The organism is Ruegeria sp. AI2 (assembly GCF_056541275.1).
In genome coordinates, this window is sequence record NZ_JBQFYB010000022.1 from 1 (window position 1) to 20,483 (window position 20,483).

A 20,483-nucleotide genomic window follows, 5' to 3' on the forward strand; every position below is an offset into this window, starting at 1 on the left:
GCGACGGCGGCAACTGGAGCTTCGAGTTCTACATGGAACAAAAACACGTCGGCTTCGCAACTGGCCAACACAAAATCATGCAGCTCGGGAAGTGAACTCGGGCAAGGGCTCTGGTACACAGACGTCGGTAAACACGAGGAGGAACTGCTATGGGAAAGATCGTACAAGCCGCGAAGATCACGCATGTGCCAAGTATCTGGATGTCCCACACGATGCCAAAATACAAAGGCATCCGGCAGTCTGCCATTGATGGTTATGCGCGCCTGCGCCAGGACGCGATAGACCGCGAGGTCGAGACGTTTCTTGTGTTCGACACCCATTGGATCACCAATCAGGGGTTTCACCTGAATACCAAAGAGCACCACAAAGGCCGCTTCATCAGTCATGAACTGCCGCACATGCTGGCAGACATGGAGTTTGATTATCGCGGAGATAACGCGTTGGGGGAAACCATCCTTGATGTTCTGCGTGAGCGTGGCGAGCGAGCGCTTGGCCATTCACACCCCGATATGGGAATGGAATATGGCACCCTTCTGCCTATGCATTTCATCAACGAAGGGGTGAATGCGCGCGTTTTGCCCGTTGCAGTCAACCAGTTCTCGTCGATCCAGGAAAACCGCGTCTGGGGTGAGGCCATTGCCGAAGGTATCCGGCGTTCCGACCGGAACGTATCCATTCTGGCCTCTGGCTCACTCAGCCATGATTTCACGCCGAATGAGCGCTCGGTCGACGGATTGAATGCGGTAAACGGCGAGTTCAACCGCCAGATGGATATGCACGTGCTGGAGATGTGGGGACAGGGACGGTTCGAAGAGTTCCTGGAAATGCTGCCGGATTATGCGAAGAAATGCGATGGCGAATGCGCCATGAATGACACTGCTTTGCTGTTCGGAGCTCTGGGCTGGGGCAGCTACAAGGGTGAGGTCGACATCTACACCCCCTATTTCGGCAGCTCTGGCACAGGTCAGGCGAATGTCAGCTTTTCGGTCTGAAGGCAGAACTCGGGACCTTTTCATTTGAAGAAAGAACACCTGTTCGGCTTTAATCCGCGAGCCGAACGGGTATGGTCGGGGACTGGACAAATTGGTGTTCAGTTACAAGAGAAGGCTTGCGCATGGATTGGGACGCGTTTTCGCATTGGGGTCAGCACATTTCGAAATGGGCGGCCGATTACCACAAGACACTTGCTGAACGTCCTGTTCGGGCCCAGACCACACCAGGAGAAATCGCGGCCCAGCTAAAGGCATCGCCCCCTGATAGTGGCGAGCCCATGGAAGCCATCATGGCCGATTTCGAACGAATCGTGATGCCGGGTATCACACATTGGCAACATCCCCGGTTCTTTGCCTATTTCCCGGCTAACGCAGCGCCCCCGTCGATGCTGGCTGAAATGCTGGTGACCACAATCGCGGCGCAATGCATGCTATGGCAAACCTCACCAGCTGCGACCGAGGTCGAAGGTGTCATGGTTGATTGGCTGCGGCAGGCGCTTGGATTGCCAGAAGGAATGACCGGAGTTATTCAGGACAGCGCATCATCCGCCACGTTGTCGGCTGTGCTGACCATTCGGGAACGGGCCACAGGGTTTACCGGCAACCGCGAAGGCCTGAACGCCAAGGGCGCACTGCGCATCTACTGCTCGGATCAGGTGCACTCGTCGATTGATCGGGCCTGCTGGGTTGCAGGGATCGGTCAGGACAACCTGGTGAAACTGCCGACACGTGGTCCGACCTTTACGATTGATGCAGGGGCTCTTGATGCCGCAATTCAGGGTGACATCGCGGCCGGGTTTGTGCCTGCCGGTATCATTGCAATTACGGGCGGCACCGGGGTTGGGGCCTGCGATGATCTGGTGGCGGTGGCTGACATCGCGCAAAAATACGACCTCTACACACATCTCGACGCGGCCTGGGCGGGGTCGGCGATGATCTGCCCCGAATTTCGTGAGACCCTTTGGCCCGGGGCGGATCGTTACGACAGCATTGTCTTCAACCCACATAAATGGATGGGGGCGCAGTTCGATTGCGCGATCCAGTTTCTGCGGGACGCCACGCCACAGCTCAACACGCTTAAGATCGAACCGGAATACCTCAAGACCACAGGGGCAGAGGTAACGAATTATTCGGAATGGACAATCCCTCTGGGTCGACGGTTCCGGGGATTGAAGATCTGGTTCTTGATGCGGTCATACGGTCTCGACGGGTTGCGGAGCCGAATTCGCAACCATGTGCTCTGGGCCAATGAACTTGCAGAAAAGATCGGCGCGATAGAGGGGTTTGAGATCACCACCGGCCCGATCCTGAGCCTGTTTTCCTTTCGCTGTCCAGGGGATGACGCCGCTCAGCAGCGACTGGTGGACGCGCTGAATGACGATGGCCGAATTTACCTGACGCAAGGCATGTTTAATGGCCGCAAGATCATCCGTTTTCAGGTCGGGCAATTCGATACAACCCGCGATGACGTGCTGATGGCGGCGGATGTCATCCGCGATGTCTGGGAGAGCCTGCCATAAAATTCGCAACGTTCAGTGCTGCAAGGGATACCTTCTTTTGGTTGATTACCGATGATGGTGCGATCGCCCTGAACGGTGATTTTCCTGAGTTTTCCAGCCTGTATGAAGTCATTGCCGCAGGTGAGTTTGGCCAAACTGGAGACTAAGAAAACCAAACCCGCACAGTCTCGTTATGATTGAGGGACCACCGGGGAATATCAAATGTCCAACCGGTTGGAGCCGCAGAGTATTTTCTGGAATTGAACAGATCAAACATGACGGACGAAGAGGCCATGGCTGCGAAACGCAACTTCTTAGACGATTTGAAGATGCGCAAAAAGTAAGAAAGAAGGCCACGCGCTCGCTTCAGCCACGGTCCTTATTGGCGCGCCTCAGGATAGCCGACCAATCTGATCTGCGATTTCAGAACAACACACGAGACCACACCCGTGCGTGTTTCCCCAAGCGGGCATGCCTAAAGCTTTTGCACACCATGCATGGTCAGGGTGCTCACCAAATCGGCATAATCTTCGCGGGCTTTGGGGCCTGCGCCGGTGTTCCACATGTAATACCAGTTCAACATTCCAAAGACTGACATCGTCGCGCCGCGAAGCTTGTCCTTGGCGCCGTCAAAGGATCCGGGCGACATTTCCAGAAGTATGTCGCGGACAAAGTTCACCAGATCAAGCTGATAGCCCCGCAGCCTTTTTTGCTGTTCTTCGGTCAATGCGCTCATGCCGCTGATCTGAACCCGGTGCTCGTCATCTGCACCCTGATAGGCAAAAAGGATCTCGCGCACTGCTTTGCGCAGTTTCTGTTCGGGGTTAAGGCCGTCCAGATCAACATTGCAAATCCGGTCCCGCAACTCACGCAGGTACGTTTCAAGGATGTCATACAGGATGGCATCCTTGCTGTCATAGTAGTGGTATATGTTTGCTTTCGAGATGCCGCATTCTTTGGCCAAAAGGGTCATCGAAGCACGGTCAAACCCCTGGTCGGCAAACACTTTTGCCGCCATCTTCAGGATCTGTTCCCGCTTTTGGTCGTGGTCTTTGGCAATTGTCCGGGCCACGGCTCAGTCCTTATCGCGATTGTCTACAACGCGCTTCGCCTTGCCCTGAGAGCGTTCGACGTCGCCGGGGTCACCTACTACAATTTCGGTTGAAACGCCAACGACGTCCTTGATGCGTTTGGTCAGCATCCGTGCAGCGGCCGTTTTTGACAGCTCGTCGGTGGAATCGGGGGAGGATTCAACAAAGACCCGCATGGCATCCATGCGACCGGATTTGTAGAGCTCGATCTGGTAATAGGGGGCAAGACCGCCCGTTGCCATGACCTGTTCCTCGATCTGGCTGGGGAAAACGTTGACGCCGCGCAGGATCATCATGTCGTCACTGCGACCTGTAATTTTCGCCATCCGGCGCATGGACCGCGCCGTCCCTGGCAGCAGGCATGTCAGATCGCGTGTGCGATAGCGGATCATCGGCAGCCCTTCTTTGGTCAGTGTCGTGAACACCAATTCACCGGTTTCGCCATCGGGCAGGACTTCCCCGGTTGCCGGGTCGATGATTTCCGGCAGGAAGTGATCCTCCCAGATCACAGGCCCGTCTTTGGTTTCAACGCATTCATTGGCGACTCCGGGGCCCATGATCTCGGACAGGCCATAGATATCGACGGCGTGCATGTCGAAGGCCGCCTCGACCTCGGCCCGCATCGCGTCAGTCCAGGGTTCGGCACCAAAAACGCCAACCTTCAGCGAGCTCTCACGTGGGTCGAGACCCGCCTTGTGGAACTGTTCAAGGATATTGAGCATGTAGGAGGGTGTAACCATGATACCGTCAGGACGGAAATCGTTGATCAGGTTGACCTGCTTTTCGGTCTGTCCGCCCGACATCGGGACGACAGTCGCGCCAAGGCGTTCGATCCCGTAATGGGCACCTAGCCCACCGGTGAACAGCCCATAGCCGTAGGCGTTGTGCACCATGTCGCCCTTGCGCAGCCCAGACGCGCGAAGAGACCGCGCGCCAAGGTCAGCCCAGTTGTCTATGTCATTCTTTGTGTAGCCGACCACTGTCGGTTTGCCTGTCGTGCCGGAGGACGCGTGCAGGCGAATTATCTCGCTGCGCGGAACCGCAAAAAGACCAAACGGATAGTTGTCGCGCAGGTCGTTTTTATACGTGAACGGAAACTTTGACAGATCCGAAAGCTGTTGAAGATCGTCAGGATGCACGCCAGCCTCGTCAAAGCGCTGTTTGTACATCGGAACGTTTTCATAGGCGTGGCGCACGGACCACTTCAGGCGCTCAAGCTGTGTGGCGCGAATTTCGTCGATCGAGGCGATTTCGATCGGGTCCAGATCCGCTTTGTTGGGGGAAAGGTCTTTCATCGCGTAACTCCTCCAGTCACGAAACTATTCTTGAAAATTCTGGCCGCCAATAGCGCGGGACATGCCGCGAAACTCAGCGATCAGAGTGTTGTCTTGATTGATGACGCGGACGTCGTAGATGCCGCTGCGACCGGACAGGTTCACTTCTGTCGCGGTGGCAGTCAGGCGGTCACCTTTCCGTCCCGGTGCAAGATAGCTGACCATTGTATGCTGCCCTACAGTTGCAACATTCCGGCTGTTGCAGGCAAAGGCAAAAGCGCTGTCAGCAAGGGCGTGCGTGACGCCGCCATGACAAATACCGTGTCCGTTACAGTGATGCGGTGCAACAGTCAGCGACAGGACAGCGCGCCCTTCATCGACCTGGACAAGCTCCATCCCGAACCATTTACTGGCTTCGTCATTGGCCCACATCGCCGCCGCGGATTTTTGGGCGCGTTCTTTTGGGGTCATCATCATCTTCCCTGAAAATGCGGTGCGCGTTTTTCGAGGAAACTGGACACGCCTTCGGCGTAATCAGCACTTTCCCCGCAGGTTTTCATAGCGTCCGCTTCAATTTCAAGCTGGTCGGACAAGGATGTGGTGGCTGCTGTTTGAATGCACTGCTTGGTCAGACCCAAGCCAAGGGTGGGGCCGTTGGCGAGTTGCGCGGCAAGAGCGCGTGCTTCGGTCATCAACTGATCATCGGGAAGCGCCTTCCAGATCAACCCCCAGTCTTCCGCCTGTTTGGCGGTTAGGGGCATTGCTGTCAGGGCCAGCCCCTTAGCGCGCGCCTCGCCCAACAATCGGGGCAAGTGCCAGCTGCCGCCTGTGTCCGGGATCAACCCGACCTTGGAAAAACTTTGGATGAACTTCGCGCTTTCCCCGGCCAGAACCATGTCGCAGGCCAGTGCAAGGTTCGCGCCCGCGCCCGCGGCCACGCCGTTGACGGCACAAACGACCGGGAAATTCAAAGACCGGATCAGTCGAACCAGAGGGGCATAGAAAGTGCGTACAGTTTTGCCCAGGTCGGGCGGGCCATCCATTTTCGAGGGATCGCGGTCTCCAAGGTCCTGACCCGCACAAAAACCGCGCCCTGCGCCGGTCAGCAAAATCGCGCGGGCGCCTTTTTCGCGCGCATTCTTCAGCGCGTCGTGAAGGGCAAGATGCATCTCCTCATTGAACGAGTTCAGCTTGTCGGGGCGGTTCAGGGTTATTTCAACCCAGTTTCCGTGATCATGTACAAGGATCGTATCGCTCATGGCTGTCTCATCTGTTCCCGTGACAACTTAATCATTGCATTAACCGAACGGTTGGTCAATATATAAACCCGAACCGAATCTGGACTGATCAAAGGGATTGCCAATGTCGCAGCCGTCGCTGGTGAGTGTTGACTTTAAGGGCCACGTGGCCTGGGTCACGGTCGACAACCCGCCGGTGAACGCAACCTCGACGGGGGTTCGGCAGGGTTTGGCTGACGCGGTCGATGCAGTTCAGAAAGCTCGGGTTGCCGTCCTGTGCTGCGCCGGTCGGACATTCATCGCAGGCGGTGATATGTCCGAGTTTGACGCGGCTCCGGTTGAGCCGCATTTGCCTGATGTTGTTCAGAAAATCGAAGACAGTAATGTGCCGTTTATCGCCTGTATGCACGGCAACGTGTTGGGTGGCGGGTTTGAAATTGCCATGGCCTGCGCGTGGCGGATCGCAGCGCCGGGCACCAGCTTTGGGCTGCCGGAAGTCAATGTGGGCCTGATCCCGGGGGCGGGGGGCACGCAACGATTGCCGCGCCTTGTTGGAATGGAAGCGGCGATCGACATCGCCTGTTCGGGAAAAATCCTGAAAGCCGAGAAAATGGCCAATCTCGGGGGAATTGACCTGATTGCCGATAACCCAACGGCGGCTGTTCTGGACTTTGTCGCCAACCTGCCAAAGCGTCCGGTACCTGTCAGTCAACGGCCCGTCGGCGAATTCGCGTCTGACCTTCTGGAGACGAGCCGTCAGGCTTTGAAAAGAACCGCCAGGGGTCAGCAATCACCGCTGGAAAACCTGACCGCGCTCAGCTGGTCGTCAGAACCCTTTGCTGACGCACAGCCGAAAGAGCGGGCGCGCCACCTGGCGCTGCGTCAAAGCCCTGAAAGCCGCGCCCTGCGATACGCCTTTTTTGCTGAGCGCAAGGTGGCCAGACCTTCGATGATCGCAGGTGTTGCCCCGCGCGATATCAGCCGGATCGCAGTTGTCGGTGGCGGGTTGATGGGGGCAGGGATCGCAACCGCAGCCCTGAATGGCGGGTTGTCGGTCACTCTGATCGAGAGGGATACGGAAGCAGCGGCCGCGGCCCATGATCGGGTTGAGGGGCTGCTAAAGGGGGCAGTCAAGCGGGGCAAGATGTCCGAAGCGCAGCTACAGGAACGCCTTTCTGCATTTCGCGCCGTTGACAGCTACTCCAAAGCTGCCGACGTTCAGTTGGCTATTGAGGCTGTGTTTGAAGACTTGTCAGTCAAGCAACAGGTTTTTGCAGAATTGGCGCGCCATATGCAGCGTGACGCGATTCTGGCTACGAACACGTCTTACCTGAGCCCGGTCGAGATTTTCGCGGGTATCGAAAATCAATCCCGGTGCATTGGACTGCACTTCTTCAGCCCTGCCCATGTCATGAAGCTGTTGGAAGTCGTGCATACGCCGCAAACTTCGCCCGAAGTTGTCGCCACAGGGTTTGCGCTTGGAAAAAGGCTTCGCAAGGTTTCTGTCCTGTCGGGTATCTGCGATGGATTTATCGGCAACCGGATGTTGGCTGCGTATCGGCGCGAGGCCGATTATTTGCTGGCAGATGGGGCGTTGCCTTATCAGGTGGATCAGGCAATGCGAGCTTTCGGGATGCCCATGGGGCCTTACGAGCTGCAGGATCTGACCGGCCTCCAAATCGCCTGGGCCAATCGGAAACGCAATGCCGCAACCCGCGATCCGAACGAACGTTATGTGACGATCGCTGACCAGCTGTGCGAGATGGGTCGTCTTGGCCAACGCACGGGCAAAGGATGGTATCGCTATGAAGCGGGTCATCGCGAACCGATCCGCGATCCCGAAGTGGAGGCGTTGATCGAGTCCCACTCGGCGGATCAAGGCATAACGCGGCGGGCATACGCGCAGAACGAAATCGTGTCGCGCATCCTGGCGGTGCTGGCCAACGAGGGCGCGTTGATCATTCAGCAGGGGATCGCCGAGTCCGCGGAAGCCGTCGATATGGTTCAAATTCACGGCTACGGCTTTCCGCGCTGGCGCGGCGGGCCGATGAACTATTGCAAGGAAATCGTAGCCAACACGTCGCACGCAATGATGGAAACCGTAGCCAAGGAAAGCCCCGGTTCATGGCGCGTCGCGGGTTGTCTTGGGGACAATTAACAAGTTGATGGTTACAAAAGTGACCATTAACGCATTCTTGACTCATGTTTCACAGGGAGGAGACAGAACTATGAAATTCACAAGGTTGAGCACACTTCTTGCCTCAGCTGCACTGGCCGTTTCAGGTACAGTGGCGCTTGCGGCAGACTATACGCTGACCATTTCCAGCTGGGCCCCGCCGACCCATGGCATCAATGCCAAGATGTGGCCGAAATTCGTCGAGATGATCGAAGAGGCCACCGATGGTCAGGTCACCGCCGAACTGAAGCTGGGCCTTGCCCCGCCCCCCGCGCAGATGGACCTGATCATGGATGGCGCCGCTGATGCCTCGATCATTTTCCACGGCTATCAGCCGGGCCGGTTTGTCACCACCAAGATGATCGAACTGCCCGGATATGAAGGCTCGGCCGAGGTTGCGTCGGTCGCATATTGGCGCGCATATGACACACATTTGAAGGCGGCGGATGAACACCGTGGTGTGAAAGTGATCGCTTTGCACACACATGGTCCGGCTCAGCTGCATTCCAGCAGCCCGGTGACGTCGCTGGACGAAGTCTCGGGCCTCAAGGTTCGCATCCCCGGCGGTGTTGGCGGTGACGTGGGCACGGCGTTGGGTGCAACCGGTATCCAGGTTCCTGCACCGAAAGTGTATGAAACCCTGGCCTCCAAGGCCGCAGACGGCGTCGTCATGCCCTTTGAATCCCGCAAAGGTTTCAAGCTGACGGAAGTGGCCCAGAACGTTTATGAGGTCCCTGGCGGCCTGTATCGCGGTTCGTTTGCCTTTATCATGAACGAGGACACCTTTGCTGACCTGCCCGCCGATCTGCAGGCAGCGCTGGAAGAAAACGTTTTCGGTGAACCACTGAGCCGCGAAATCGGTAAAATCTGGGATGAGATCGATGCGATCGGCCGCGAAGAGACCGAAGGCACCGAAGGCAACGCGATTCATGCAGCATCTGCTGAAGATCTGGAAAAGTTCAATGCGATTGCTGCGGATGTACGCGCCAAGGTAATCGACGAAGTCAATGGCACAGGCATCGACGCCCAGGCAGCCTATGACATGATCGTAAATGAAATGGCTGCGCAATAACGCAGTCGAGCTGGCGGACGCGATCCGCCAGCCGATTTCACCCGCTGGGGACCCGTTATGCAATCTCTCGTGACCTTTGCGCGTCGCGTCAGTATCGTGCCTACGCTGCTGGCCTGTGCCGCGCTGTTCATCCTGATGGTAATGACCTTCTTTGATGTCATCCTACGTTCTGTTTTCAATGCCCCGATCGAGGCGGCCACGGAACTGACCCGGATCCTGATGGCCGTCCTCGTGTTCTCGGTCTTGCCGATGATCTCGGCAGGGAAGGGTCAAATCGCTGTGGATTTGACGGATGGGCTGTTTTCACGCCTGCGGTTAAGTCGGGTACGTGATGCGATTGTGTATCTGTTCTCTGGCATAATGCTTTTTTGGCCAATTCAGCGTGTTTGGGTATTGGCTGAACGTGCGCGGGATTACGGGGACGTCACGGAATATCTTTCGATCCCAGTCTTCTATGTTGGTTGGTTCATCTCGGGGTTCATAGCGATCACCGCTGTTGCAATGATCATCACCGGCTTCTTGCACTTCTTTGCCCCCCATACCTTGTCGGAGCACCCCCAATGACCGCTGCGCTGATCGGTTTTGTTCTTGTTCTTGTTCTTGTGCTGGTGCGCTTGCCTATCGTGTTTGCAATGGGATTGGTCGGAACGCTTGGCTTTGCCTATGAACGCGGCGGCAGCATTCTGTCCGAGCGCGGGTTAAAGGCCGCGATGTCGATGGTGGGTCGTCAGATCACCGACACCGCGCAGGATTACGGCCTGTCGGTCGTCCCGTTGTTTATCCTCATGGGCTTGTTCGTGAATAAAGGTGGGCTTGCGCGTGAGCTTTACGCAGTTTCAAACGCTTTTCTGGGCCATTTTCGGGGTGGTATCGCCATGGCGACGGTTGCGGCATGCGGAGGCTTTTCAGCCATTTGCGGCTCGTCTCTGGCAACGGCGGCCACCATGTCCAAGGTCGCAATGCCGGAAATGCGCCGCTATGGCTATTCCGACGAGCTGTCGACGGCATCGATTGCAGCGGGCGGCACACTTGGAATTCTTATTCCGCCGTCGGTGATCCTGGTCATCTACGGGCTGCTGACCGAAACCTCGATTGGGAAACTTTTCATTGCGGGTATCATTCCCGGCCTGCTTGGCATTCTGTTCTACCTGCTCGCCGTGCGCTGGACCGTCGCGCGCAAGCCTGAGTCAGGACCGGCGGGCGAACGCCACGGCTGGGCCGAGCGTCTGTCCGCAGTTCGCTCGGTCTGGGCCGTCTTGCTGCTGTTCTTTCTGGTGATTGGTGGATTGTACGGTGCTTTTGATTTTCATCCGTTGAACCTGACCTTCAGCCCGACCGAGGCGGCAGGCATGGGTGCAATGGGCGCTTTCCTGATCGCTCTGTCACGAGGTGGGCTTACTTTGGGGTCGACTTTTGAGGTGCTGAAGGAAACCGCCTATACCGCCGCAGCATTGTTTTCGGTTCTGATCGGCGCACAGATCTTTTCGAATTTCATCAACCTTGCCGGTCTGCCTGAAGCGCTCATCGCATTGGTTTCGGCGTACGACGTTGAACCCTTTGTGGTGATCCTGATGATCCTTGGGATCTACATCATTTTGGGTTGTGTCTTTGAATCCCTGTCGATGCTGCTGCTGACAGTGCCGATCTTTTTCCCGCTGGTCACGTCGTTGGGGTATGACCCGATCTGGTTCGGCATTGTTGTGGTTGTCGTGACCGAAATCAGCCTGATCACTCCACCCGTCGGTTTGAACGTTTTCATTCTGAAAGGCGTGGTCGGAGATGTGTCAACAGGAACAATCTTCAAGGGTGTTACTCCGTTCTGGGTGGCGGATATCTTCCGGCTGGCCCTGATCGTTCTGGTGCCATGGTTGGTGTTGGTTCTGCCTGAACAAATGGGGGCGATGGGGCACTGATGTTCTCTCTGACCGCGCTTCCAGACGGGTTTCACACAGATCCCTATCCTGCCTACGCCGCTATGCGCGAAGATGCACCCGTCTGCTGGCAACATGATGGATCGGTTATCCTGTCCCGATACGAGGATCTGGACCTTGTTTACCGGGACACCTCGCGATTCATATCGGACAAGAAAGCGGTATTTGGCCCCAAATATGGGGTCGACAGCCCCTTGTATGAACACCACACCACCAGTTTGGTGTTTAATGACCCGCCGCTGCATACCCGTGTTCGCAAGGTAATGGTCGGCGCGATGAACCCGCGCGCGTTGGCGCAAATGGAACCGGGTCTGATCCAGCTTGTCGATGGGCTGCTGGCAGAGATGCAGGTCAAGGGCAACGTCGAACTGATCGAGGATTTTGCCGGGGCAATCCCGATCGAGATCATCGGCAATCTGCTGGGTATACCACGATCCGAACGCGGCCCATTGCGCGATTGGTCTCTGGCCATTCTTGGTGCGTTGGAGCCGCAGTTGACGCCGGAGCAGGAAGAGTGGGGTAATCGCTCGGTCTCGGACTTCAAGGACTTCCTGCGGCATATCATCGAGGATCGTCGCGCCAACCCCGGAGATACGGCAACGGATGTCCTGACCCGGCTGATCCAGGACGACACGGATGGTGGCCTGACCGAGGTCGAGCTGTATCAGAACTGCATTTTCATCCTGAATGCTGGGCATGAGACCACAACGAACCTGATCGGCAACGCATTGGAGTTGTTGGACCGGCACCGCGACAAGCGGGCGGAGTTGCTGGCCGACCCGGATCTGATCGGTTCGGCCGTGGACGAGTTTCTGCGGCTGGAAGGCCCGAACCAGTTCGGCAATCGCCTGACCACCGTTGATGTAACGTTCCACGGTCAGACCATTCCGGCAGGTACTGATGTTCATCTGTGTATCGGTGCGGCCAACCGTGACCCACGGCAGTTTGACCGGCCCGACGAGATGATCTTGGACAGACGCCCCAACAAGCATCACGCCTTTGCCGGAGGGCCTCATACCTGCGTTGGTCTGACCCTCGCGCGTCTGGAGGGCCGGGTGGCCGTGGGCCGGTTTCTGGCCCGTTTTCCAGACTATCGCATCACCGACGGCGCCGAACGGGGCGGGCGTATCCGGTTTCGGGGGTTTGCACGATTACCCGCGCGGGTCTGAGAAATCCGGCAAGGGAAATTTACTCGGTAATTGATTGACCGACCGTACGGTTTAAAATATGATTTCACGAGACCGGCTTGTGGCAGCGCGGGGATCGCGACAAAGATGAGGAGACGCTCATGACTATCCAACAGATTTCCAGCTTTGCAGCCGGTGAGTGGGTTGCGCCCGGCGAGGGTGCCCGCACGATAGCTAGCGCTGTGACCGGCGAGGTTATCGCCACAGCGGGTAACAATGCTTTGGATGTCCAGGGGATGTTGGACTATGCGCGCAATGTTGGGGGGCCGGCACTGCGCAAAATGACGTTCCATGAACGGGCCAAAATGCTCAAGGCGCTGTCCGTCCATTTGGGTCAGCACAAGCAGGCGATGTATGATTTGTCTTTCAACACCGGCGCCACGCAATCGGATCATATGATTGATATCGACGGCGGCATCGGAACGATGTTTGTCTTTGCCGCAAAAGGCCGTCGTGAAATGCCGGACGGACATGTCTATCTGGATGGCGATGTCGAGCAGCTTTCGCGCAACGGCACTTTCCTGGGGCAGCACATCTGCACCCCGCTGCAAGGTGTGGCAATTCACATCAACGCGTTCAATTTTCCGATTTGGGGGATGCTGGAAAAGCTTGCCCCAACCCTTCTGGCGGGCGTTCCGGCGATTGTAAAACCCGCCACAAGCTCGTGTTATGTGACCGAGCTGTGTGTTCGGTTGATGCTTGAGTCCGGCATCTTGCCAGCGGGTGCATTGCAGTTGGTCTCGGGTGGTTTGGGTGACATGCTGGACCGTCTGACCATGCAGGACGTGGTCAGCTTTACCGGATCCGCCGATACAGCCCTGAAACTGCGCTCCAACCCGGTGATCCTTGAGAACTCGGTACGGTTTGTCGCGGAACAGGACAGCCTGAACTGTTCGATCCTTGGCCCCGATGCCGCGCCGGGCACGCCGGAATTTGGCCTCTTCGTGAAGGAAGTCCAGCGCGAGATGACCACGAAGGCAGGGCAGAAATGCACCGCAATCCGTCGGATCATCGCACCCGAACCGCAGGTCCAGGCGGTAATTGACGCGTTGTCGGCGCGACTGGCGAAAACGGTCATCGGTGACCCAAAGCTGGAAACCACCCGCATGGGTGCGTTGGTTTCGAACGGTCAGAAGCGTGATGTTCTGGAAAAGGCCGCTATCCTTGGGCAAGAGGCCGAGCGTGTCTTCGGCAACCCCGATGATTTCGCGGTTGAGGGCGCTGATGGCGAAAAGGGGGCGTTCCTGCCGCCCATGCTCTTCCACTGCGCCAATCCTGACGCGGCGCAGCGCGTGCACGACACCGAAGCCTTTGGTCCGGTCAGCACAGTGATGGGATATCGCGATCTTGACCATGCCATCGAGCTGGCGAACCGTGGGCAGGGCTCTTTGGTGGCGTCGGTGATCACCCATGATCCCGAGGTTGCGCGACAGGTTGCCATGGGATCAGGGGCGTATCACGGGCGTCTGTATTTCAACAACCGTGACTCGATGAAGGAATCCACCGGTCATGGTTCTCCTCTGCCGCACATGGTTCATGGCGGTCCGGGACGCGCCGGTGGCGGCGAAGAAATGGGCGGGGTGCGGGGTGTGAAACACTATATGCAGCGCACCGCCATTCAGGGTTCGCCCGATCTGCTGACAGCGATTGGCCGGAAATGGGTGCCTGGCGCGACCGAAGTCGAAGGTCCTGCTCATCCCTTTACCCGTCGGTTTCACGATTTGTCGATTGGCGAGACCCTTCACACGGCGCCAAGAACCATCACCATGGAGGACATTGAACACTTCGCCAACTTCACCGGTGATACCTTCTATGCGCATATGGATCAGGCGGCGGCGGAACGTAACCCGTTCTTCCCCGGCCGCGTTGCACATGGATATTTGCTGTTGTCTTTTGCAGCCGGATTGTTCGTCGAACCGAACGAGGGGCCGGTTTTGGCAAATACCGGTCTTGACGGGCTGCGTTTCATGAAACCGGTCGAGGCTGGTGACACCATCAAGGTGCGTTTGACGGTCAAGCACAAGACCAAGCGCAATGATGACTACGGCGAGGTTCGCTGGCACGTTACCCTGACACAGCAGGATGACGAGCTGGTCGCAGAATACGAGTTGCTGACCATGGTTGCCTACTAGGCACAAGTGCAGGTGCGCAGGGGCTGGATGGCATTTCCCTCCGGCCCGATTATACTGTGCTTATGAAAGATACGGCTCCAGAATGGTTTGAAACCTGCGTCAGCCAGTTGACCACAACTGGCACGCAACGTGTGTGGTCAGTTCTGGTCACGATTTTCGGTGATCTGGCCCAAAGCGGGTCTGACCAGGTTAGCGGCGCGCTGATCACAGCGCTGACCAACCTTGCGGGGATCAAGGCCGAAGCCACGCGTGTTGCGCTGCACAGGCTGCGCAAGGAAGGCTGGATCGAAAGCACACGGGTCGGGCGAAACAGCGTGCACAGACTGACCGAATATGGCCGCAGTCAAAGCGCCGCCGCTGCCCCACGCATCTATTCCCGCGAGACGAATACGCCAGAAACCTGGCATGTGCTTGTCGCCAGCAGTTCAGAAAGTTCGCGAAAAGAGCTGGCAGATCTGATGCTGACTGGAGACTATATTTCAGTTAACCACACAACAGCCATGTCGGCAGGACCCGTCCCGGAGAACCTTGAAGAACTGCTGGGTGTTGAAAGCAGCGCTATTTCGATCCCCGGCTGGCTGCGCGACCTTTGTGGCCCTGAAGTGCTGAAGTCTGCCTATGATCAGTTCTTGCACTCCATTCAGATCACCGAGCAAATGCTGCCTGTCGATGGCGTCGGCGATCCGCTTAAAATAGCGGTGCTGCGCGTATTGATTGTGCATGGGTGGCGTCGTTTGGTCCTGCGCCGCCCATCCTTGCCTCCGGCCTTTTTGCCCGCCGATTGGAAAGGAGCGGAGTGTCGCGCGGCGGTGTCCCGACTGCTGGGACAATTGTCCAAACCGGATCTTGCAACGCTGGAATCTGCGGTGGGTGGTTGACTCGGTTTTTGCCGAGCTCGGGATGGCGCTCTTGGGGGTTGGAAGACGGATGTGAAAGAAGTGCCATTTAATGTTACAGAAAGCTGACAGAAGCGATTACATGGTAACATAATGCTTGCGCCGAATCGATTGAACATTTATTAACCGACCAGACGGTTAATGACCTGTGTTCCAATAGGAGACCCAATTGATGGACGCCTTCATCTGCGACGCAACCCGCACCCCGATTGGGCGGTATGGTGGAGCGCTTTCATCGGTTCGCACAGATGATCTGGCGGCTATCCCGCTGGCGGCCCTGATGGCGCGCAACCCGCAAGTCGACTGGACCAGTGTGGATGACGTCATTTATGGCGATGCCAACCAGGCAGGAGAGAGCAATCGCAACGTTGCCCGGATGGCGGCACTGCTTGCCGGATTGCCGACGGACGTGCCGGGAACAACGATAAACCGCTTGTGCGCCAGTGGTATGGATGCCGTCGGAATGGCGGCGCGTGGTATCAAGGCAGGCGATTATGATCTTGCTGTTGCGGGTGGCGTGGAAAGCATGTCGCGCGCACCGTTTGTAATGCCCAAAGCGACGTCGGCGTTTACGCGTAGCAATGCGGTTTACGACACCACGATTGGCTGGCGCTTTGTGAACCCAAGGCTAAAGCAGCAGTATGGCGTCGATTCCATGCCGCAAACGGCTGACAATGTCGCTGAAGATTATGGGATCAGCCGTGAAGACCAGGACGCCTTTGCCGCGCGCAGTCAGGCACGATGGGCTGCGGCGCACGCGGCAGGCGTGTTCCAAGAGGAAATCACACCGGTTTCAATTCCGCAGCGCAAGGGCGATCCGATTGTTGTCGATACGGATGAACATCCTCGCCCGGGAACCACCGCGGAAAAACTCTCGGGCCTCAAGGGTGTAAACGGGCCGGAGAAAACAGTGACCGCTGGGAATGCCTCGGGCGTGAATGACGGTGCCGCCGCGATCCTGATGGCGAATGAAGTGGCAGCGGCAAAGAATAGTTTGACCCCGATTGCCCGTGTGGTTGGTATGTCTGTCGCGGGCGTCGAGCCTCGGGTCATGGGTATTGGTCCGGTTCCTGCCAGCCGAAAGGTTTTGGCGCGCGCGGGGCTGAGCATCGACCAGATGGATGTGATCGAATTGAACGAGGCGTTTGCGTCGCAAGGTCTGGCAACGCTGCGAGAGCTTGGCCTGCCCGATGACGCAGCTCATGTGAACCCGAATGGCGGTGCAATCGCCCTTGGTCATCCATTGGGGATGAGCGGCGCCCGACTTGTGTTGACCGCAGCGTACCAACTGAAACGCACCAAAGGGCGCTATGCGCTTTGCACAATGTGTGTCGGCGTCGGGCAAGGCGCTGCACTTATTCTTGAACGCGTGTAACGGAGGAGACGGGACATGTATGCCCAGATGGTAGAATCCGAGGCGTCAAACGATGATCCTGAAAAGCTTGCTGAGTTTCAGGCACGGATCGACGCGGATATCAAGATCGAACCCAAGGACTGGATGCCTCAGGGGTATCGCAAGACGCTGATCCGCCAGATCGGACAGCACGCGCATTCCGAGATCGTCGGGCAATTGCCCGAAGGGAACTGGATCACACGTGCGCCGACGCTGCAACGCAAGGCAATCCTTCTGGCCAAGGTGCAGGATGAAGCTGGCCATGGGCTCTACCTGTATTGTGCGGCCGAAACACTGGGTGTCAGCCGCGATGAGATCACCGAGATGCTGCTGGACGGTCGCATGAAATACTCGTCGATCTTCAACTATCCGACCCTGAACTGGGCCGATATCGGCGCGGTCGGATGGCTGGTCGATGGCGCTGCCATCATGAATCAAGTGCCGCTGCAAAGAACGTCTTACGGGCCGTACTCACGCGCCATGATCCGCATCTGCAAGGAAGAAAGCTTCCATCAGCGCCAAGGTTATGACGCGATCCGAAAAATGGCCGAAGGCACGCCCGAGCAGCGCAAGATGGCGCAGGATGCGATGAATCGCTTCTGGTACCCGTCGTTGATGATGTTTGGACCGTCCGACAAGGATTCTGTCCACTCCGCGCAGTCGATGGCCTGGAAGATCAAGATCAACACCAACGATGAGCTGCGCCAGAAATTCGTCGACCAGACCGTCCCGCAGGCCGAATATCTGGGACTGACAATCCCCGACCCGAACCTGAAGTGGAACGAAGAGCGCGGGCATTACGATTTCTCAGAGCCGGATTGGTCGGAATTCTTCGATGTGATCAAGGGCAACGGCCCCTGCAACGTCGACCGACTGGCGGCGCGCAACAAGGCCTGGGATGACGGCAAATGGGTGCGCGACGGGCTGTTGGCCCATGCACGCAAGAAACAGGCCGGCAATCTGGCCGCCGAATAAGCTTACCCTGAGGAGGAAACCCGATGAATACCGAATGGCCCCTGTGGGAAATCTTCATCCGCGGTCAACATGGGATGAGCCACCGACATGTCGGCTCGCTGCATGCCCCGGACGCGGAAATGGCGATCAAGAATGCACGCGATGTTTACACCCGCCGCAACGAAGGCGTGTCGATTTGGGTGGTAGAAGCCAACAACATCTCGGCCTCGTCGCCCAGCGACAAAGGCCCGTTATATGAACCCAGCGAAAGCAAAGTGTACCGCCACCCGACCTTTTTCGACATCCCCGAAGAAGTGGGGGCGATGTGATGACCCGCGACGAAGCGTTTCAGCAATTCCTGCTGCGGATGGGGGACAATACCCTGATCCTGGGCCATCGCGTCAGTGAATGGTGCGGCCACGCGCCAGTGTTGGAGGAGGATATTGCACTGGCCAACACAGCGCTGGACCTGATTGGGCAGACCCAGATGTGGCTTGGCCTTGCCGGCGAGATAGGTGGCGGCAAAACCGCCGATGATCTGGCATTTCTGCGCGACGCGTGGGATTTCCGCAATGTGTTGCTGGTCGAGGTTCCGAATGGTGATTTCGGCCGCACCCTGATGCGCCAGTTCCTGTTCGATGCCTGGCATTCGATCATGCTCGGCCGTCTTCTGACATCCTCTGACGATCGTGTCGCCGCGATTGCTGCCAAAGCCAGCAAGGAAGTCGCCTATCATCTGGAGCGTTCTGCAGAAACGGTTGTAGGTCTGGGTGATGGAACCGAAGAAAGCCACACCCGGATGCAGGCAGCGCTGGATTACCTCTGGCCCTATGTGGGCGAGATGTTTGTCAGCGATGACATCGACGCTCAGATGGCTGCGGCCGGGATTGCGCCAAACCCGGCCGATCTGCGCGAAGAATATGATGCGCTGGTCAAACGGGTTTTGGCCAAGGCGACATTGACCCTTCCGGAAAGCCGATTTGCCCACAAAGGCGGGCGGGACGGGCGCATGCATACAGAACACCTGGGGCACCTTTTGACCCAGATGCAGTGGTTGCAGCGCGCATACCCCGGTGCAAGCTGGTAACATGTGATGCAACGCCACTCGACCGACCAGATCTGGGATTGGCTGGATGCCGTACCGGATCCCGAGATTCCGGTAATCTCGGTTGTCGATCTCGGGATCGTGCGCGATGTGCGTTGGGATGCCGAAACGCTGCTCGTGACGGTCACACCAACCTATTCGGGCTGTCCGGCAACATCCGTCATCAGCATGGATATCGAAACCGCTTTGCACGATCACGGTATCGAAGATGTGCGGATCGAAACCTGCATCTCTCCAGCCTGGACAACCGATTGGCTGAGCGAAAAAGGCCGCGCCAAGCTGGAAGAGTTTGGCATCGCCCCGCCACAACCGGCGGGCGGGCCAGAGCGCTGCCCGCATTGCGGCAGTAAAGCAGTTGAAAAGGTCAGCCAGTTCGGTTCGACCCCGTGCAAGGCCCATTGGCGCTGCACCGACTGTCTGGAACCCTTTGACTATTTCAAGTGCATCTGAGGAGGAGCACCGGATGGCACGTTTTCATGACCTGAAAGTCACCGACATCCACAAAACCATCCGCGATGCGGTTGTCGTGACGCTTGAGCCTGTCAACGGCGCGGCGGATCAGTTCGATTTCACCGCAGGCCAATACCTGACGTTTCGTCGCGACTTTGACGGAGAAGAGCTGCGCCGGTCCTACTCCATTTGTGCAGGCAAGGATGACGGGGTACTGCAAGTCGGGATCAAACGTGTCGATGGCGGCGCGTTCTCCAATTGGGCCAATTCCGAGCTTAACGTCGGGGACGTTGTGCAAGCGATGCCACCGATGGGCAGCTTTCACACCCCGATCGATGCTGATGCGGAAAAGCAGTATCTCGGTTTTGCTGGCGGCTCTGGCATCACGCCGGTTCTGTCGATCCTGAAGACAACACTGACCCGCGAACCCAAATCCCGCTTTACGCTGATCTACGCCAACAAGGGCATCAACACGATCATGTTCCGCGAGGAGCTGGAAGACCTGAAAAACCTCTATATGGGCCGCCTGAACGTAATCCACATTCTTGAGGCGGATGCGCAGGAAATAGACCTGTTCACCGGTCTGGTGACGCAGGAAAAATGCGCTGACTTGTTCGAACATTGGGTCGATATTCAGAACGTGGACACAGCCTTTATCTGCGGTCCCGAGCCGATGATGCTGGGGATTGCTGCCGCGCTGCGCGCGCATGGTCTTGACGACAGGCAGATCAAGTTTGAACTCTTTGCCAGCGCTCAGCCGGGCCGGGCCAAACGCAAGGAAGGTTCGGCAGATGCGGGCACGCAGGCGAACCAAACCAGCGCATCGATCACTCTTGATGGGTCCACTCAGACGATAACTCTGCCCAAGGACCAATCCATTCTGGACGCAGCCTTGGAAAATGCCATGGACGCCCCATACGCCTGTAAGGCCGGTGTCTGTTCAACCTGCCGTTGCCGCGTTCTGGAAGGCGAGGTCGAGATGCTCGCCAATCACGCGCTAGAGGATTACGAGGTTGAAAAAGGCTATGTGCTGAGCTGTCAGGCCTATCCGGTCACCGATCGCGTGGTCGTGGACTACGACCAGTAAAGGGAG

General features: G+C 57.4%; 19 protein-coding genes. 15 read left to right on the top strand and 4 right to left on the bottom strand.

What is annotated here, in order from left to right; genetic code table 11:
• The first annotated feature begins 149 nt into the window (after positions 1 to 149).
• Positions 150 to 992, top strand: a complete 843-nt coding sequence (gene hpaD, locus ACR0LL_RS20010; RefSeq protein ID WP_480588971.1) for a 3,4-dihydroxyphenylacetate 2,3-dioxygenase — start codon at positions 150 to 152, stop codon at positions 990 to 992.
• Between the two features lie 122 nt (positions 993 to 1,114).
• On the top strand, positions 1,115 to 2,512 hold the full coding sequence (locus ACR0LL_RS20015) for a pyridoxal phosphate-dependent decarboxylase family protein (RefSeq protein ID WP_480588973.1): 1,398 nt from the start codon (positions 1,115 to 1,117) through the stop codon (positions 2,510 to 2,512).
• Positions 2,513 to 2,966: 454 nt separating this feature from the next.
• On the opposite strand, the gene ACR0LL_RS20020 is transcribed toward ACR0LL_RS20015, so the two are convergent.
• The 4 genes from ACR0LL_RS20020 to paaG are packed head-to-tail and all read right to left on the bottom strand — an operon-like array spanning position 2,967 to position 6,115.
• Complete coding sequence (locus ACR0LL_RS20020) at positions 2,967 to 3,563, bottom strand: TetR/AcrR family transcriptional regulator (RefSeq protein ID WP_480484862.1); 597 nt, start codon at positions 3,561 to 3,563, stop codon at positions 2,967 to 2,969.
• Positions 3,564 to 3,566: 3 nt separating this feature from the next.
• A complete protein-coding gene (gene paaK / locus ACR0LL_RS20025) occupies positions 3,567 to 4,877 on the bottom strand; it encodes a phenylacetate--CoA ligase PaaK (RefSeq protein WP_267365260.1) in 1,311 nt (436 codons plus the stop codon).
• A gap of 24 nt (positions 4,878 to 4,901) precedes the next feature.
• Complete coding sequence (gene paaI, locus ACR0LL_RS20030) at positions 4,902 to 5,327, bottom strand: hydroxyphenylacetyl-CoA thioesterase PaaI (RefSeq protein WP_480588975.1); 426 nt, start codon at positions 5,325 to 5,327, stop codon at positions 4,902 to 4,904.
• 2 nt (positions 5,328 to 5,329) lie between these two features.
• Positions 5,330 to 6,115, bottom strand: a complete 786-nt coding sequence (paaG, locus tag ACR0LL_RS20035) for a 2-(1,2-epoxy-1,2-dihydrophenyl)acetyl-CoA isomerase PaaG (protein ID WP_480588977.1) — start codon at positions 6,113 to 6,115, stop codon at positions 5,330 to 5,332.
• Positions 6,116 to 6,218: 103 nt separating this feature from the next.
• On the opposite strand from paaG, the gene ACR0LL_RS20040 reads away from it, so the two are divergent.
• The 13 genes from ACR0LL_RS20040 to ACR0LL_RS20100 all read left to right on the top strand — a co-directional run bounded on the left by ACR0LL_RS20040 (position 6,219) and on the right by ACR0LL_RS20100 (position 20,477).
• Positions 6,219 to 8,252, top strand: a complete 2,034-nt coding sequence (locus ACR0LL_RS20040; protein ID WP_480588979.1) for an FAD-dependent oxidoreductase — start codon at positions 6,219 to 6,221, stop codon at positions 8,250 to 8,252.
• Positions 8,253 to 8,322: 70 nt separating this feature from the next.
• Positions 8,323 to 9,342, top strand: coding sequence for a TRAP transporter substrate-binding protein (locus ACR0LL_RS20045; RefSeq protein ID WP_480588981.1), 1,020 nt, complete (start codon positions 8,323 to 8,325; stop codon positions 9,340 to 9,342).
• Positions 9,343 to 9,399: 57 nt separating this feature from the next.
• The gene (locus ACR0LL_RS20050; RefSeq protein WP_209507551.1) at positions 9,400 to 9,906 is read left to right on the top strand and encodes a TRAP transporter small permease; all 507 of its coding nucleotides are present in this window, start codon (positions 9,400 to 9,402) and stop codon (positions 9,904 to 9,906) included.
• Positions 9,903 to 11,255 (top strand): TRAP transporter large permease, encoded by a 1,353-nt coding sequence (locus ACR0LL_RS20055; protein ID WP_480588983.1) that lies wholly within the window; start codon positions 9,903 to 9,905, stop codon positions 11,253 to 11,255. The genes ACR0LL_RS20050 and ACR0LL_RS20055 overlap by 4 nt, the downstream gene beginning before the upstream one ends.
• Positions 11,255 to 12,442 carry a cytochrome P450 gene (locus ACR0LL_RS20060; RefSeq protein WP_480588985.1) on the top strand — a complete coding sequence of 396 codons (1,188 nt, stop codon included), beginning with the start codon at positions 11,255 to 11,257 and terminating at the stop codon, positions 12,440 to 12,442. Before ACR0LL_RS20055 ends, ACR0LL_RS20060 begins: the two co-directional genes overlap by 1 nt.
• Before the next feature lie 119 nt (positions 12,443 to 12,561).
• Positions 12,562 to 14,592: a phenylacetic acid degradation bifunctional protein PaaZ gene (gene paaZ / locus ACR0LL_RS20065; RefSeq protein WP_480588987.1), complete on the top strand. Its 2,031-nt coding sequence runs from the start codon at positions 12,562 to 12,564 to the stop codon at positions 14,590 to 14,592.
• Between the two features lie 62 nt (positions 14,593 to 14,654).
• Positions 14,655 to 15,470, top strand: a complete 816-nt coding sequence (locus ACR0LL_RS20070; protein ID WP_480588989.1) for a PaaX family transcriptional regulator C-terminal domain-containing protein — start codon at positions 14,655 to 14,657, stop codon at positions 15,468 to 15,470.
• A 190-nt stretch (positions 15,471 to 15,660) separates the two neighbouring features.
• On the top strand, positions 15,661 to 16,863 hold the full coding sequence (gene pcaF / locus ACR0LL_RS20075) for a 3-oxoadipyl-CoA thiolase (RefSeq protein WP_480588991.1): 1,203 nt from the start codon (positions 15,661 to 15,663) through the stop codon (positions 16,861 to 16,863).
• Positions 16,864 to 16,878: 15 nt separating this feature from the next.
• Positions 16,879 to 17,856 carry a 1,2-phenylacetyl-CoA epoxidase subunit PaaA gene (paaA, locus tag ACR0LL_RS20080; RefSeq protein WP_480476985.1) on the top strand — a complete coding sequence of 326 codons (978 nt, stop codon included), beginning with the start codon at positions 16,879 to 16,881 and terminating at the stop codon, positions 17,854 to 17,856.
• A 23-nt stretch (positions 17,857 to 17,879) separates the two neighbouring features.
• Positions 17,880 to 18,164, top strand: a complete 285-nt coding sequence (gene paaB / locus ACR0LL_RS20085) for a 1,2-phenylacetyl-CoA epoxidase subunit PaaB (protein WP_209507558.1) — start codon at positions 17,880 to 17,882, stop codon at positions 18,162 to 18,164.
• A complete protein-coding gene (paaC, locus tag ACR0LL_RS20090; protein ID WP_480484854.1) occupies positions 18,164 to 18,922 on the top strand; it encodes a 1,2-phenylacetyl-CoA epoxidase subunit PaaC in 759 nt (252 codons plus the stop codon). Before paaB ends, paaC begins: the two co-directional genes overlap by 1 nt.
• 6 nt (positions 18,923 to 18,928) lie before the next feature.
• A complete protein-coding gene (paaD, locus tag ACR0LL_RS20095; RefSeq protein ID WP_267366243.1) occupies positions 18,929 to 19,390 on the top strand; it encodes a 1,2-phenylacetyl-CoA epoxidase subunit PaaD in 462 nt (153 codons plus the stop codon).
• A 13-nt stretch (positions 19,391 to 19,403) separates the two neighbouring features.
• Positions 19,404 to 20,477, top strand: coding sequence for a 2Fe-2S iron-sulfur cluster-binding protein (locus tag ACR0LL_RS20100; protein WP_480588993.1), 1,074 nt, complete (start codon positions 19,404 to 19,406; stop codon positions 20,475 to 20,477).
• Positions 20,478 to 20,483 lie beyond the last annotated feature (6 nt).